Origin of the sequence: Nocardia sp. NPDC051570, assembly GCF_044454005.1 — a bacterium.
Lineage (GTDB): Bacteria > Actinomycetota > Actinomycetes > Mycobacteriales > Mycobacteriaceae > Nocardia.
Genome location: NZ_JBITDI010000019.1, coordinates 37,071 through 50,331, shown reverse-complemented (window position 1 = coordinate 50,331; position 13,261 = coordinate 37,071). Strand labels below are relative to the sequence as shown.

The window sequence follows — 13,261 nt, the reverse complement described above, 5'->3', positions numbered from 1 at the left end:
CTTCGTTACTCACTGCTGTGTTCAGAATGACGTTGGTGGGGGTGAGGCCATTACTCGGGGGTTGGCGCTGGGCACGCAGACTCCATCTTCCCAGTCGCCGGGTACGAATGCGCGGGCCTTGTAGTTGATCGGATACTGTCTGCCCTGCGCACCGATCGACCGGTTCAGCGAACTGTCCATCGCTTCCCACGCGTACGGCATCGGTTTGGGTGGCGGCGGTCCGGTCCACATAGTGTCGGGAACGTGCCCCGGCTCGGCCTTCCCCGACGGGAACTGAGCCGGGTCAGGGTTGCGGAATATCTCGGGATGGGCCTCTTTCCACTGGGTTGCGAGTTGGGACGCGATGCCCCGCTCCGGAGTGTCTGTGGTGGCGATGCGCCAGGCAGGGAACATGTTGGAAGCGATATACGCATTGCCGCCGGTGATGTAGGCGTCACGTTGGCGGGTCACGTTGGACTTCTGCGGTTCGGGCAGGTTCTCCTGGCCTTTCGCGAGGCATACGGCAACCAAGCCCTCACAATCCTTGGAGGTGTCGCCCTTGTAGGCGCATTCCTTCTTGGAGCGGTCACGGGTGCGGTTGCGTTCGCGATAGACCCGGTACCACTCGTCGCGTACCTCCTGCCAGACGATCTGTTTGATCTGGTCCTTCGTCCCGGCGCAGCCCTTGTTGAGCTGGTTGGTGCGGTCGATGATCCGCCGCACGAAGGGATCGTCCGGGCCCAACTCTTCCTCGAGCGGTCCGACGATCGACGTGACGACCTCGTGGACCTCCGCCGGGCTGAGCACCCGAATCCCTGGCACACCGCAGGACGCCGGGTGGATCAACTCCGGCGGAATGACCCCGCCGTCACCGCTGGTCGATGCCGGGTTCTGCTCGCCGCCGTGTAGAAGGCGTTGCTTCAGGGCGTTGAACTCGTCGTCGGACAGCACGCCCTGGTCATGGAGTTGGGCGGCGTGTTCGAGCTGAGACACGATATCCCCGCTGGGCGCACCCGGCTCGGCGGGCGGCGGTGGTGGTGGCGGTTCTGGTTGCCCTGGTGGCGGATTGGCCGGCGCCGGTGGTACACGCGGCGGATTGCCTGGTGCCGCTGGTGGTGTGTCGCCGGGGACCGGAACAATCGGAGTGCCGTTTCCTGGTCCAGGATTCGGCGGCGTCAAGGCCCCGGGCCCGCTCCCCGGACCGGGGGCGGGTGAGTTGGTCGGGAATGCCGGTGGGGTAGGCACCGGCGGTATGTCGTTCGGTCCTTGCGGTCCAGTCGGTGGCCCGGGCGGGGGCGGCGGGCAGGACACCGGGGGAATGGGGATGCAGATCGGCTGGGCATTTGCTTGCGGGGTATGACGATCGGGTGTGGTCACGATCGCCATAGCGACCAGCGCGGCAAGCGCGGCCGACAACGCCGTCAGCCATCGACGCACCGAGCGGGAGAACATCAGTGGTCTCCTCGAGGTCACCGCCAGGCAGACGGCTGGCAGGTCGTTATCGCTGTTCGAAGCGACAGCGACAGTGCAGCAACAACTACAACAGCCTGGCGATGCGACTCGAGTGCAGTGAAGGACGTGCGGTTCAGCGAACTAGTCACAATCTGGAGCTGACTGTACAGAGGTGATTGGTTCTGTACAGAAAGTTCCTTGAGACACCCCGTGGACCCGATGAAGTTCCCTGTCACGTCACTCGAACGGTGGGTCGCGCACCCGCCGGATTCGATGGCTGACACGACGAGGATGACTTCGGGTTATGCAACGCGTAGGCGGGCTGGAGCCACATCGCGTCCCTTGACACAAGACACGCGGCGCGCTTCCTCCTTGTTATGGAGAGGTTGAACCCGCGGGCGTAGGCGGACACTGTCGCTGCCGCCGGTCGACATCACATAATCGGCTACGTGCGTGCGTTCGCCGGGCCGAGATGATCACTGCTCGTTGAGCTTCCAAAGAGTCGCGTGGCCGTTCGGAGCCGCGCGCCACGCGGCATGTGAGCGCATTCTCCCGGCGCACACCGAGGCTGAGATGCCGGGCAAATGCAGGCAACGCGAAACACCCCTCCTCGTCGAAGTACTGCCGTGATGGGAGCGAATAGTGATTGCCAGTCGATAGCTGTCGGGTCGAATGCAGGTGACACAGTCGAACCTGAACTGCGCAGGAGGGAGCTCGGTTGTGAAGCGCGTCCTCAGTGGTGCTGCCGTCTTATCCGCCGCGGCGTTCGTCTCGGTGCCGGTTCACACGAGCCCCGGCTCGGCAGTGGTGCCGGTTGCTCGGGGACCATCGCCCTGGCCGGCTGAGCGATCCATCGCGCTGCTGCGGCGTCACTGTCGGTGGTTCTGGGGGCATCGAGACACAGGACGGCTCGGCTAAAATGGCTTACCGGGGGGATGGCTCAGCGGGAGAATGCCTTTCGGCGGAAGGCGACCAGAAATGGTTGGGGTCGGGGATAATTCGTTCGGTAATCCATCAGGCGGTGCCGGCGACGAGGCGATCGAGGTCGACCCAGGCGACCTCCATATCATCGGGCACCAGTTCACGACAGCGGCCTCCGATGCCGTCGAGCACTTCGCCAGGTACCACACCGACCTGGAAGACTATTCCAGCACGGTGTTCACCACCACCCGCGCGGCGCTCATGGACAAGGTCGACGGCTGGCGGGCGCGGACGACGAGACTTCTGCACACGGTCGACAGCCATGGGCGCGAACTGCATTCGAGCGCGATCGAATACCGGGCCGCGGACGGCAACGCACAGACGGATATCGAGAATGTCGTCGGGCAGGCTTGATACGATGGTCACATTCGGCGATGTGCTCGGCTTCGACCCGGGGCAACTCCAGGAGATATTCCGTATCTGCACCTCGGCCAAGGGTTCGTGCACTGATTTGCACGACACGCTCCACGGCTTGAATACGCTGCAGACTTGGAACGGCCCGGCGTCGACGGTCGCCAGAGCCTCCGTCGGAAAGACCCGGGTGGACATCGACAGTCACGGCCAGGAGGTGTCCCAGGTCGGCGCGGCCGCGCTCGACTGCTACGAGGAGGGCGTCTCGCTGAAGAAGGAAGCCCTCGACTGTGAGCAGCAAGCCGGGGCGGCACATCTCGCCATCGATCCCGCCACGGGCACGGTCACCGAGACATTGATGGGGCCGTTCAACGACTCTCGGCGCGTGCTGATCGCGAATCTGCAGACCCGTGTGAACAATGTCGTCACCGACGCCACCCGGTTCGACGAGGACCTTGCCGTCCTGATCCAGGGCGCGGACGGACAGCTTCCCCTTACCCCGCCGGGCTCGCCGGGCGAGAACGAACTCGACCGTCGCGCCAACGAGATCGCCGCATTCCGCGCTGTCTACCACCGTGATCCGATTTCCGAGAACGACTGGCGCATGGCCGACGCCCTGGACCCGCACACCTATGACCCGAAATACAAAGGCGTCAAAGCCAATATCGTCATGCAGGCGTTCGATCCGATCCCCGGTGCCGGCGTGTACCGGCAGAACATGTACATCCCGTCCCCTGGTGTCCACAACGTCTTCAATCCCTTCGACGGTGGGTCGATCATCGGTTTCCTCGTCGATCAGAATGTCTTTCCCGAGAATCACGGAGACTTTCGCGGTCCGTCCTCGACAGTGCCCGCCGAGGAATCCAGGGTCTCGTTCTATGCCGATATGGACAACGGCATTCTGATCGGCCGGCAGAATCCGACGGTGAGCGAATACGGTGAGGTGCGGGCCGGTGTGCCCAACGTCTATGCGGTGCAAGGCAACGACGGCTCGTTGGCCGTCCATTACGACGGTACGGATGCGCTCGCCCCGCCCGGCTCGGAGTTGTTTCCCGTCCAGGGCGACATGACCCTGACACCGACGGGCGGGGGCAAAATCGCCGCCGGCGGAAAGGTCACCTCGTATCCCAGTGTCGAGGCCTATCAGTACAAGCCGGACGGGACCATCACCACGTTGTTTTCCCGGCAGGCGACGATGTCCTCCTGGGGGCCGATCGAGCACTTGCCGTTGGGCGAGGGCGCGAGCGTCGGGCATGAAGCGCCGAGCGTGGTCTCCGAGGTTCCGCATTACCCGGACGACCCGCCCGTTCTGACCCAGGTCGACCGCACACCCGGACATGTCCCGGAGGTGACAGGACCGATACCCGGCGCCCCCACGCCGACACCACCCGCCCCCTCACCCGGCCCCGCTCCAACCCTGCCGCCAGGCTGAGGCTGCGGGCCACTGCCACCGCCTACGAGCGCAGCGCGGTCACCTCCGCTGAGACGGACGCCGCCCGGCTGGTGGTCGGATCCTGAATGCGGCCCTGCATCACGGCGAGTCGGGTGAGCAGGGTCTGCGCGAAGGCGGCCTGCAGGGCGGCGCTGCCCCGCTGGACGGTGTACACGGTGAGCAGTGCTACGACACCGACGATCGTGTAGAAGACTGTCCGGTTGTGGGCAGTGTTCGCGCCCATGATCGTCTCGATGACGATGTCGTGGCTGTCGCCATAGGGAATGAACCTGCCCCAGAACCAGTACGTCAAACCACCCAGCGTCATTGCCCACCACACGATCGGCAGCACGAACGTGATGATCGCGATCGGTAGGTTGACGATGGCGTACAACAGATCCAGCCAGCTCTGCCCCTGCCCGATCGGCGCGGTGATCCGACGGAACCATCCCGCCCCCTCCGGTGCCCCGGCGTACCGAGGCCGTGGTGTCGCCCTGCCCGTCAGCTGCTGAAGGCGTAGGCGTTCGATGTCGGCGAAGCCGCGCGCGAGCAGCAGCGTCAGCGCGAGCAGCGGAATCCCGATGAAGATCACCACTGTGCCGATGCTCGCCGAGAAAAGGGCCACAAAGAGGCTGAAACTGACCACTGCGAGGGGCAAACCCAAGAACGTGTATGCGAAGTCGAGGCCCAAGCGCCGGATAATCATCACGCCGACAACGCTAGGACCGCGCACAGTGAGATCCATCCAGCCCTGGTATGGGATCGGGCTACCCCCAGGGAGGGATGGCCGTACATCGGAGTCAGCGGATATCTTGCGCCGCAACTGATCTCACCCCGTCGACCGACCCGTAGGCGGCGTTGGCGTGGTCGATCTCGGCCATGTGGTCCTCCGCCCAGGTCCGCAGTGCCGCCAACGGGATCTCCAGGGACAAGCCCAGTTCGGTGAGCCGGTAGTGCACGCGGGGCGGGACTGCCGGCTCCACTCGGCGGGTGACCAGACCGTCCCGGACCAGGTTGTGCAAGGTCACCGACAGCATCTTCTGCGACACACCGGGCATGCGCCGCCGCAGCTCGGCGAACCGTACTTCGCCCGGGGCGGCCTGTGCGAGGACCTTGACCGCCATCGACGTCCATTTCGTGCCGATGCGGTCCAGCAATTGACGTGTCGGGCATTGGCGATCGAACAGATCACCGCGATCGGTGGCCTTCGCGTGCGCTGATCGAGTAGTCACCTGGACCTCACCACCTGTAGCCAATGTGCCGTCTTGGCAGCGCAACTGAGGTTACCTACCGTTCTCTGGTAACCAATGGTAACTACTGAGAGATTCCATGTCCCGCACGCCCTTCCATGCCGCGTCGATCGAGCTGCGCCGGATCGAAACCAACGGCATCCGCGCCAATGTCGCCGTTGCCGGCACCGGCCCCGCGGTCGTTCTGCTGCACGGCTTTCCACATACCTGGCGACTGTGGAGCGAGATCATCGGCCCGTTGTCCGCGCATTACCGGGTCATCGCCCCGGACCTCCGCGGATTCGGCGCCACCAGTCGTGCACCGGACGGCTACGACGCCGGCACGCTGGCCGCCGATATTTCCGGGATCCTCGATGCCCTCGGCGAACCCACCGCGGCCGTGGTCGCGATCGATGCCGGCACCCCGGTCGCGGTCCTGCTCGCCCTGCGGAACCCCGATCGGGTACGGCAGTTGGTGGTCATGGAAGCACTGCTGGGCACACTCCCCGGCGCCGAGGACTTCCTTGCCGCGGGCCCGCCGTGGTGGTTCGGATTCCATGCCGTGCCCGGCCTCGCCGAAACGGTCCTGCTCGGCCAGGAGGCGCGGTATATCGAATGGTTTCTCACCACTGGCACCCGTGGCCGGGGCGTGCGGGCCGATATCCACGACGCGTTCGTCGACGCCTACACCGGACACGATGCCCTACGCTGCGCCTTTTCCTATTACCGCGCACTGCCGACCAGCGCCCACCAGATCAACGACGCCGCGGCGGCCGGTCGGTTCACCACACCCACCCTGGCCATCGGCGCCCACCCGGTCGGCGATGCGCTCGAGCGACAACTACGTCTCATCGCCGAGAATCTCACAGGACACGTCATTCCGGATTGCGGTCACATCATCCCGTTGGACCGGCCCCCGAGAACTACTCAGCCTCATACTGCCCTTCCTCGCCGCCGACCGCCCCGCCTGATCGCGCAAGCCCCGTCATGCGGCACCCCCTCCTCGGCCGCCAGACGTTCTGCGCCGCAGTCGATCTGAGCGGCCACCGTATTCGGCGCTGCGTGCCGGGGTGTGCTTGTGGTCGGGTAGCGAGGGCCGAGGCTGGATCCCCGCTACCCGATCATCAAGGGTGGCAATGTGACTGCTCGCCTTGCCGCCGTCCGATCTTCACACCGCTACCTCGAGCCAGGTTGCCAGCGGTCGTGATTCGCGGTCGACAGGTCCAGGGCTAATTGACAATGGTGCACTTGAGCGACTTGGACACCTGCTGGCCGTTTTTGGCGGTGATCGTTACACCGACCTCCGCGGTCCTGCCGACGAGATCATCAGTTGCCTTGAACTGGGTCTGCTGAGCGTTTGCGGGCCACTTGTAACCTTCGGGGTACGTGGGCAGCCAGTCAGGCCAGGTCCAGGCATAGGTCGCGTCCATCGGCTGCACGGGCTGGTCGTTATCGTCGATTGCGATCGCGCTGATCATGACGGGATTACCTACGACGAGGGTCGCTGTGTCGTCGTTCACGCCTGCACCGCCGAGAAATCGGATCTGCATTATTCGCTCCGTTCATCCTTGATGAGACTGTCTCCACTCCGCCGCTGTGTAGCTGCTCAGGTAACCGGCGAGTGTCGGTGCGCACGAAATGCCTGGCACCGCTTCATGATCCAGTCTGTTCGGGCATCGAGTCTCGGTATCCGCGAAATTCGTCAGCCCGGGGTCGGACTCGCCTGAGCGACACGCCCTCCCATGCTCACCGCGCCTTGCGGTTGGTGCCGACGAGGTGGGCGACCTCCCGCATCGGCACGCCCTCCGCGGTCGGGTTCGGCTGTCAATGCCCGGGTTTCGTGCTGTCCGTCGTCCTCGAGTCGCTCGAGGGGCCGAGCCAGGTGGTGAGGGCGTCGAGTAGGGCCGGGGTGTTGTCGGATTCGGTGGCGGCCCAGGCGATGTAGCCGTCGGGGCGGATCAGGAGGGCGGTGGGGAGCTCGATCGGGCCGATGTCGGGGAGTCTCGGGTGGATGTCCTCGGTGCGGGCGGTGATGAGGTCGAGGCGGTCGGACCAGCCCGCGGTGAGGGCGGGGAGGTCGGCGGGGTGGCCCAGGTTCAGCAGGACGGGGCGGGCGTTGTGCAGCAGCGTGAAGGTTCGGGTGTCGCCGTCGGCCGTCTTCAGGTCCAGGTCGGGCATGCGGCGGCCCAGGAGAGCGTGGGCGTCGCCGAGGGGGTAGTGGAGGTCCAGCGCGTTGATCATGCCGGCCAGGTAGCGGTTGACGTCGTCGAAACCGACGAGGGTTTCGACGGTTTCGCGGAGGGCTTCGGTGTGAGGGCCGGGGCGGCCGAGGGCGGTTTGGGCGCGGGTGTTGTGCAGGACGCGGGCGGCGACGGGGTGGCGTTCGCTCTCGTAGGTGTCGAGCAGGGTGTCCGGCGCGTGGCCGGTGGCTACGGCGGCCAGCTTCCAGCCGAGGTTGACCGCGTCCTGGATGCCGAGGTTCTGGCCCTGACCGCCCGCGGGGAAGTGGATATGCGCGGCATCGCCGGCGAGCAGGACGCGGCCCGCGCGGTAGCGGTCGGCCTGGCGCGCGGCGTCGCCGAAGTGGGAGATCCAGCGCGGGCTGTGCATGCCGAAATCCGTTCCGGCGATGCGGATCAGCGAGCGGCGCAGCTCCTCGACGTCGACGGTCGTGTCACGATCGAGCACCCGGTCGTATTCGGTGGTCACGACCCGGTACCAGCCGGGTTCGAAGTCGAACACCAGGAGACCGCCGTGCTCGTACCGCTGCATGGATCCCAGATCCTCAGGGGGAGAGGCCAATTCGACGTCACCGAGAATCGAGGTCAGGGTGGCGTCGGTGCCGGGGAAGTCGATGCCCGCCAGCTTGCGCACCGCGCTGCGGCCGCCGTCGCAGCCGACCACGTAATCGACTGTGAGCGTGTCGATTCCGGCGGGAGTGCGCACCGTCACCTCGACACCGTCGTCGTGCTGATCGATGCCGATCACCTCGGTCGACCACCGCACCGTCACGCCCAGTTCGGCGGCGCGTTGCTCGAGCAGTCGCTCGACGCGGTACTGCAGCAGCACCAGCGTGTAGGGATAACGGGTCGGGAAGTCGCTGAAATCCAATGCGAGGCCCGAGTAGTGCCCGACCTGCAGCGGGCGACCCTCGGCCAGGAAACGATCCAGGATGCCGCGCTGATCCAGCACCTCCATCGTGCGCGGATGCATACCGCCCGCCCGTGATTCCCCGCTGCGCTCGGCGAGCCGGTCCACGAGCACGACATCTACTCCGGCCGTACGCAATTCGGATGCCAGCATCAGGCCCGTCGGACCCGCACCGGCGATCAGTACGGTCGCCATCGCGACCACCTCCTTAACAACGTTAAATCGAACGACGTTAAGGATGCGCTGAACGATGTTAAGCTGTCAAGTGTGCCGAAGCCGAAGACCGCCCCGCCCGCCAAGCTCACCGTCGAGCTGATCGCGCGCACCGCCCTGGACCTGCTCAATGAGGTGGGCCTGGACGGGCTGACCATGCGGGCGCTGGCCACGCGGCTGACTGTGCAAGCACCCGCGCTGTACTGGCACGTCAAGAACAAACGGCAACTGCTCGACGCGATGGCGACGATGATGTTCGTCGATGCGATCGGGGGCATCGAGGCGCCCCGGCGCGGGGTCGACTGGGATGAGTGGTCGGCCGAATGGGCGAGGCGGTTGCGCCGCACCATGTTGCGCTATCGCGACGGCGCACGGGTCTTCGCCGGAACCTGGGTCACCGATCCGTTCGTCTTCCGCACCACCGAACTGGCCCTGGGCACCCTGCAGGACGCGGGTTTCGAGCTGCGCACGGCCGCGCGCACCTTTGGGGTGCTCCTGCACTACACCGTCGGATTCACCATCGAGGAGCAGGCCCGCACCGGGATCGACTACGGCGACGTCAATCCCTATGGGGACGAGCAGATGAGCGCGATCCTCGATCCCGAACGCTTCCCGCTCAGCGCCGCGGCCCGTAACGATCTGTTCGATCCCGACACCGACAGGGGATTCGAGGACGGACTGCGCGTGGTGCTGGCGGGGATGCGCTGCATCGGACTGGGTGAATAGTGTTGTCAGGCACGGCCTTTCGGGGAAGCGCGCAGTGCGTGTAACACCATCTCGGTGAGCTCGTCCAGATATCCGGGATCGGTCGTACCGCCCCGCAGCGTCTGCCGCCAGAACAGCGGCGCGACCGTGAAGTCCAGGGCCAGTTCGATATTCAGATCCCCGGGCAGCTCACCGCGCTCGATACCGCGCCGCAGTAGTTCCGCCACCCGCTCGCGCCGCTGCTCGCCGAGCCCGGTCCCCAGCGCCTCGGCCAGTGCGGGCGTGCGCACCGCCTCCGCGAGCAGATCGGGAATGATGCGGGCCGCCAAGGGATGTGCCAGCCCGGCCGCGGTCACCTCGAGGAAGGCGCGCAGATCCCCGCGCAGCGTTCCGGTGTCGGGCGTCTCGGCCGCGGTCACCGCCACCTCGGCGATGAGCGCGAGCACCAGCTGCTGTTTGGACGGCCAGCGTCGATACAGGGTTGGCTTGCTCACGCCCGCGCGCCGGGCGACCGCCTCCATCGACAGCTTTCCGTAACCGACCTCGGCCAACTCGGTGAAGGCGGCGGCCCGGATCGCGGCGGTGACCTGAGGCTGCATGACCGCGGCGCCCGCGGGGGTACGTCGGGTGCTCATGGAAACACTCTATCAACGAGGAAACGGTTGCGTATCGACGTCCAGTGTTCTACCGTTGAGCTCGTACGAAGAAACGCTAACGTATCGACGTAAGTGACGAGGTCAACGCCATGAAGTTCCTATTCGACGATGAGTCCTATTCGTTCGAGACGCTGCGCGCGGCGGGCTTCGCCTGCTATGGCGGCGCCGAACTGGGCGAGGTGCTCACCACCGCCGCCCGGATCACCGAGGGTGACGACGATTCCTGGCTGCGGGAGTGGCGGGCCACCGCGGAGCGAGTGCACGCGATCGGCCGCGACTGCCTGGCGCGGGGTCATCGGGTGAGCGCACGCGAGGCACTGTTGCGTGCCTCGAACTACTACCGCACCGCGGAGTTCTACCGGCGCGAGCACCCGGTCGGCGATTCCGTGATGCACGAGCTCTCGCGGCTGTCGCGCGAAACCTTCGCCGCCGCGGCGCCCTTGCTCGACACCCCCGTGCGCGCGGTGTCGATTCCCTACGCCGACACCACACTTCCGGGGTATCTGTTCCTGGTCGACGACTCCGGCGCGCCGCGGCCCACGATCATCTTCAACAGCGGCTTCGATTCCACCCTGGAGGAGGCGTATTTCGTGCTCGCCGCGGCGGCCGTGGCGCGCGGATATCAGGTGCTCGCCTTCGACGGGCCGGGGCAGGGTGCGGTGATTCGCGAACAGGGCCTGCCGTTCCGGCCGGACTGGGAGGCGGTGATCACGCCCGTGGTCGACTTCGCCGTCGCGCTGCCGGAGGTCGACGCCGACCGAATCGCGTTGTTCGGCTACAGCCTCGGCGGCTATCTGACCGCCCGGGCCGCCGCCTTCGAACCGCGCCTGGCCGCACTGATCCTCGACGACGGCCTGTTCGACTACCACGCCCCCCACCTGCGCATGCTGCCGCCGTTCCTGAACGAGTGGATCGAGGCCGGTCGCGACGCCGAGGTGAATTCCGTTGTGGCACTGATGACCGCGTACAGCACGCAACTGCGCTGGGCGATGCGCAACGGGAACTGGACCTTCGCCGCGACCGGACCGGCCGATTACATCCGCAAGACCAAGGCATACACCCTCGCCGGTGTGGTCGACCGAATCGCCTGCCCCACACTGGTTCTCGATGCGGAGAACGACCAGTTCTTCGGCGGCGAGGCCGAGCGGATGTACAAGGCGCTGAGCTGTCCGAAGGACTACATCGTCGGCACCGAGGCCGAGGGTGCGGGCGAGCACTGCCATGTGGGTGCCATGCTGCTCACCCATCAGCGCGTCTTCGACTGGCTGGACGGCACCGCCGCCGCGTGAGTCGCGGCGCATCGGGGCCCGGCGCGGGCCGGGCCCCCACGCGGAGTAGCGTGCGCCGCATGGGGTTTGCCGTCGAGCGGTTCGATCACATCGTCCTCAATTGCCGCGATGTGGCGGCCACCGCCGCATGGTACGAGCGGGTGCTCGGCATGCGCGCGCAGACCTTCGGGCCATCCGGCCGCACGGCGCTGGCATTCGGGAATCAGAAGATCAATCTGCGCCCGCTGGGCGCGCTCGCGGCGGATCCGAACTGGACGACCGGCGCGGTGGAGGCGGCGGGGTCGGAGGATCTGTGCTTCGTCACGACCGCGACGCCCGAAGACGTGCGCGCACATCTCATCTCCTGCGGGGTGGAGATCGTCGCCGGACCGCTCGCCAAGATCGGTGCGCTGGGCGAGATGACCTCGCACTACTGTCGCGATCTCGACGGGAATCTCGTGGAGATCGCCGTCTATCCCCCTTCCGGGTCTTGACGTCCGGCAATCCGGACACGGACAGTACGCAGGTGCTATCGGACACCGATGTCTCCCGGAGGACGCTGCGCAAGGTCGGCGTGCGGCTCGTGCCGTTTCTGGGTCTGCTCTATGTCGTCAACTCGCTGGATCGGGTCAATATCGGCTTCGCCGGGCCGAGCGGGCTGAAGACCGATCTGGCGTTGAGCGAGACGGTCTTCGGATTCGCCTCGGGCATCTTCTTTCTCGGATATCTGGTGTTGGAGGTGCCGAGCAATCTGGCACTGCATCGGTTCGGTGCGCGGCGGTGGATCGCGCGAATCATGGTGAGCTGGGGTGTGATCGCCACGGCCATGGCGTTCGTGCCGAATGCGACCGTGCTGATCGTGCTGCGCTTCGCGCTCGGTGTGGCCGAGGCCGGCTTCTTCCCCGGAATCCTGCTGTATCTCACGTACTGGTTCCCGCAGGCCCATCGCGCGCGAGTGGTGGCGCTGTTCATGACGGCCATTCCGATCTCGACCGCGCTCGGGTCCACGCTGTCGAGTCTGATCATCCAGTACGGCGACGGGGTGTTCGGGCTGCGGGGCTGGCGGTTCATGTTCCTGGTCGAGGGACTGCCCGCGCTGGCGTTGGCCGTGGTGACCTGGTGGTATCTCACCGATCGGCCCGAGCAGGCGCGCTGGCTCACGCCCGGGGAAAGGGATTGGCTCGCAGGCGAACTCGAGCGCGAGCGGGTCGCGGTCGAGCGCCGCGAGCACTGGACCGTGCGCAAGGCGCTGACCGATAGGAGGGTGCTCGGACTGGCGGCGATCTACGGCGGCCTCGTCTACGGCCTGTACGCGCTGGCCTTCTTCCTGCCCACCATCGTCGCTGGATTCCAGCAGCAGTACGGCGTGCACTATTCGGTGGTGCAGCGCGGATTGATCGCCGCGGTGCCGTATGCCGTCGCCGCGCTGACGATGGTGTGGTGGGGTCGCCACGGCGACCGCACGGGGGAGCGGCGGTGGCATGTGGCCCTGCCCGCGGTGATCGGCGGCCTGGCCATCCCCGTCACGCTGTACCTGGGTGATCCGTTCGCCGCCATGACCGCGGTGACCGTCTGTGCCGTCGGCCTGATGGCGGCGCTGCCCACCTTCTGGGCACTGCCCGGCGCCTTCCTGTCCGGTGCGGCCGCGGCCGGCGGTATCGCGCTGATCAATTCGCTCGGCAATATCAGCGGTTTCGCCGCGCCCTACATCACCGGATGGCTGCGCGATGTCACCGGCACCCAGCGGGCGGGGCTGTGGGTGGTCGGGGTGTGCATGGTGCTCGCGGGCCTGGGAGCCCTCGCCCTGCGCCCGCCCGCGACGAACGAAAGGTGATGGGGCCCACC

Annotated in this window: 14 protein-coding genes; 8 read left to right on the top strand and 6 right to left on the bottom strand. The window is 66.3% G+C overall.

What is annotated here, in order from left to right; all coding sequences use genetic code 11:
• Positions 1 to 21 precede the first annotated feature (21 nt).
• On the bottom strand, positions 22 to 1,365 hold the full coding sequence (locus tag ACIA76_RS35270; RefSeq protein ID WP_397158559.1) for an SHOCT domain-containing protein: 1,344 nt from the start codon (positions 1,363 to 1,365) through the stop codon (positions 22 to 24).
• Here ACIA76_RS35270 and ACIA76_RS35265 point away from each other — a divergent pair.
• From ACIA76_RS35265 to ACIA76_RS35255, 3 genes are all read left to right on the top strand, one after another.
• On the top strand, positions 1,349 to 1,552 hold the full coding sequence (locus tag ACIA76_RS35265) for a hypothetical protein (protein WP_397158573.1): 204 nt from the start codon (positions 1,349 to 1,351) through the stop codon (positions 1,550 to 1,552). The two genes, ACIA76_RS35270 and ACIA76_RS35265, sit on opposite strands and share 17 nt — an antisense overlap.
• Before the next feature lie 830 nt (positions 1,553 to 2,382).
• Entirely contained in the window at positions 2,383 to 2,766 is a 384-nt protein-coding gene (locus ACIA76_RS35260) for a WXG100 family type VII secretion target (protein WP_397158354.1), read from the top strand.
• Between the two features lie 4 nt (positions 2,767 to 2,770).
• A complete protein-coding gene (locus ACIA76_RS35255; RefSeq protein ID WP_397158352.1) occupies positions 2,771 to 4,195 on the top strand; it encodes a hypothetical protein in 1,425 nt (474 codons plus the stop codon).
• A gap of 22 nt (positions 4,196 to 4,217) precedes the next feature.
• Here the strand turns inward: ACIA76_RS35255 and ACIA76_RS35250 are convergent, their stop codons facing one another.
• Both ACIA76_RS35250 and ACIA76_RS35245 read right to left on the bottom strand, forming a co-directional pair.
• The gene (locus tag ACIA76_RS35250) at positions 4,218 to 4,940 is read right to left on the bottom strand and encodes a sensor domain-containing protein (protein ID WP_397158350.1); all 723 of its coding nucleotides are present in this window, start codon (positions 4,938 to 4,940) and stop codon (positions 4,218 to 4,220) included.
• A 55-nt stretch (positions 4,941 to 4,995) separates the two neighbouring features.
• Entirely contained in the window at positions 4,996 to 5,427 is a 432-nt protein-coding gene (locus ACIA76_RS35245) for a winged helix-turn-helix transcriptional regulator (protein ID WP_397158348.1), read from the bottom strand.
• Between the two features lie 97 nt (positions 5,428 to 5,524).
• On the opposite strand from ACIA76_RS35245, the gene ACIA76_RS35240 reads away from it, so the two are divergent.
• Complete coding sequence (locus tag ACIA76_RS35240) at positions 5,525 to 6,463, top strand: alpha/beta fold hydrolase (protein ID WP_397158346.1); 939 nt, start codon at positions 5,525 to 5,527, stop codon at positions 6,461 to 6,463.
• A gap of 190 nt (positions 6,464 to 6,653) precedes the next feature.
• Here the strand turns inward: ACIA76_RS35240 and ACIA76_RS35235 are convergent, their stop codons facing one another.
• Together ACIA76_RS35235 and ACIA76_RS35230 are read right to left on the bottom strand one after the other, a co-directional pair.
• On the bottom strand, positions 6,654 to 6,974 hold the full coding sequence (locus ACIA76_RS35235; RefSeq protein ID WP_397158344.1) for a hypothetical protein: 321 nt from the start codon (positions 6,972 to 6,974) through the stop codon (positions 6,654 to 6,656).
• A 274-nt stretch (positions 6,975 to 7,248) separates the two neighbouring features.
• Positions 7,249 to 8,769: an FAD-dependent monooxygenase gene (locus ACIA76_RS35230; protein ID WP_397158342.1), complete on the bottom strand. Its 1,521-nt coding sequence runs from the start codon at positions 8,767 to 8,769 to the stop codon at positions 7,249 to 7,251.
• 72 nt (positions 8,770 to 8,841) lie between these two features.
• On the opposite strand from ACIA76_RS35230, the gene ACIA76_RS35225 reads away from it, so the two are divergent.
• A complete protein-coding gene (locus ACIA76_RS35225) occupies positions 8,842 to 9,513 on the top strand; it encodes a TetR/AcrR family transcriptional regulator C-terminal domain-containing protein (RefSeq protein ID WP_397158340.1) in 672 nt (223 codons plus the stop codon).
• Positions 9,514 to 9,518: 5 nt separating this feature from the next.
• Here ACIA76_RS35225 and ACIA76_RS35220 read toward each other — a convergent pair whose 3' ends face one another.
• Positions 9,519 to 10,127, bottom strand: coding sequence for a TetR/AcrR family transcriptional regulator (locus ACIA76_RS35220; RefSeq protein ID WP_397158338.1), 609 nt, complete (start codon positions 10,125 to 10,127; stop codon positions 9,519 to 9,521).
• 110 nt (positions 10,128 to 10,237) lie between these two features.
• Between ACIA76_RS35220 and ACIA76_RS35215 the strand changes: the two genes are divergently transcribed.
• The 3 genes from ACIA76_RS35215 to ACIA76_RS35205 are packed head-to-tail and all read left to right on the top strand — an operon-like array spanning position 10,238 to position 13,250.
• Entirely contained in the window at positions 10,238 to 11,437 is a 1,200-nt protein-coding gene (locus ACIA76_RS35215; RefSeq protein ID WP_397158336.1) for an alpha/beta hydrolase family protein, read from the top strand.
• A 59-nt stretch (positions 11,438 to 11,496) separates the two neighbouring features.
• Positions 11,497 to 11,910, top strand: coding sequence for a VOC family protein (locus ACIA76_RS35210; protein WP_397158334.1), 414 nt, complete (start codon positions 11,497 to 11,499; stop codon positions 11,908 to 11,910).
• 32 nt (positions 11,911 to 11,942) lie between these two features.
• Positions 11,943 to 13,250: an MFS transporter gene (locus ACIA76_RS35205; protein ID WP_397158332.1), complete on the top strand. Its 1,308-nt coding sequence runs from the start codon at positions 11,943 to 11,945 to the stop codon at positions 13,248 to 13,250.
• The last annotated feature ends 11 nt before the right edge of the window (positions 13,251 to 13,261 follow it).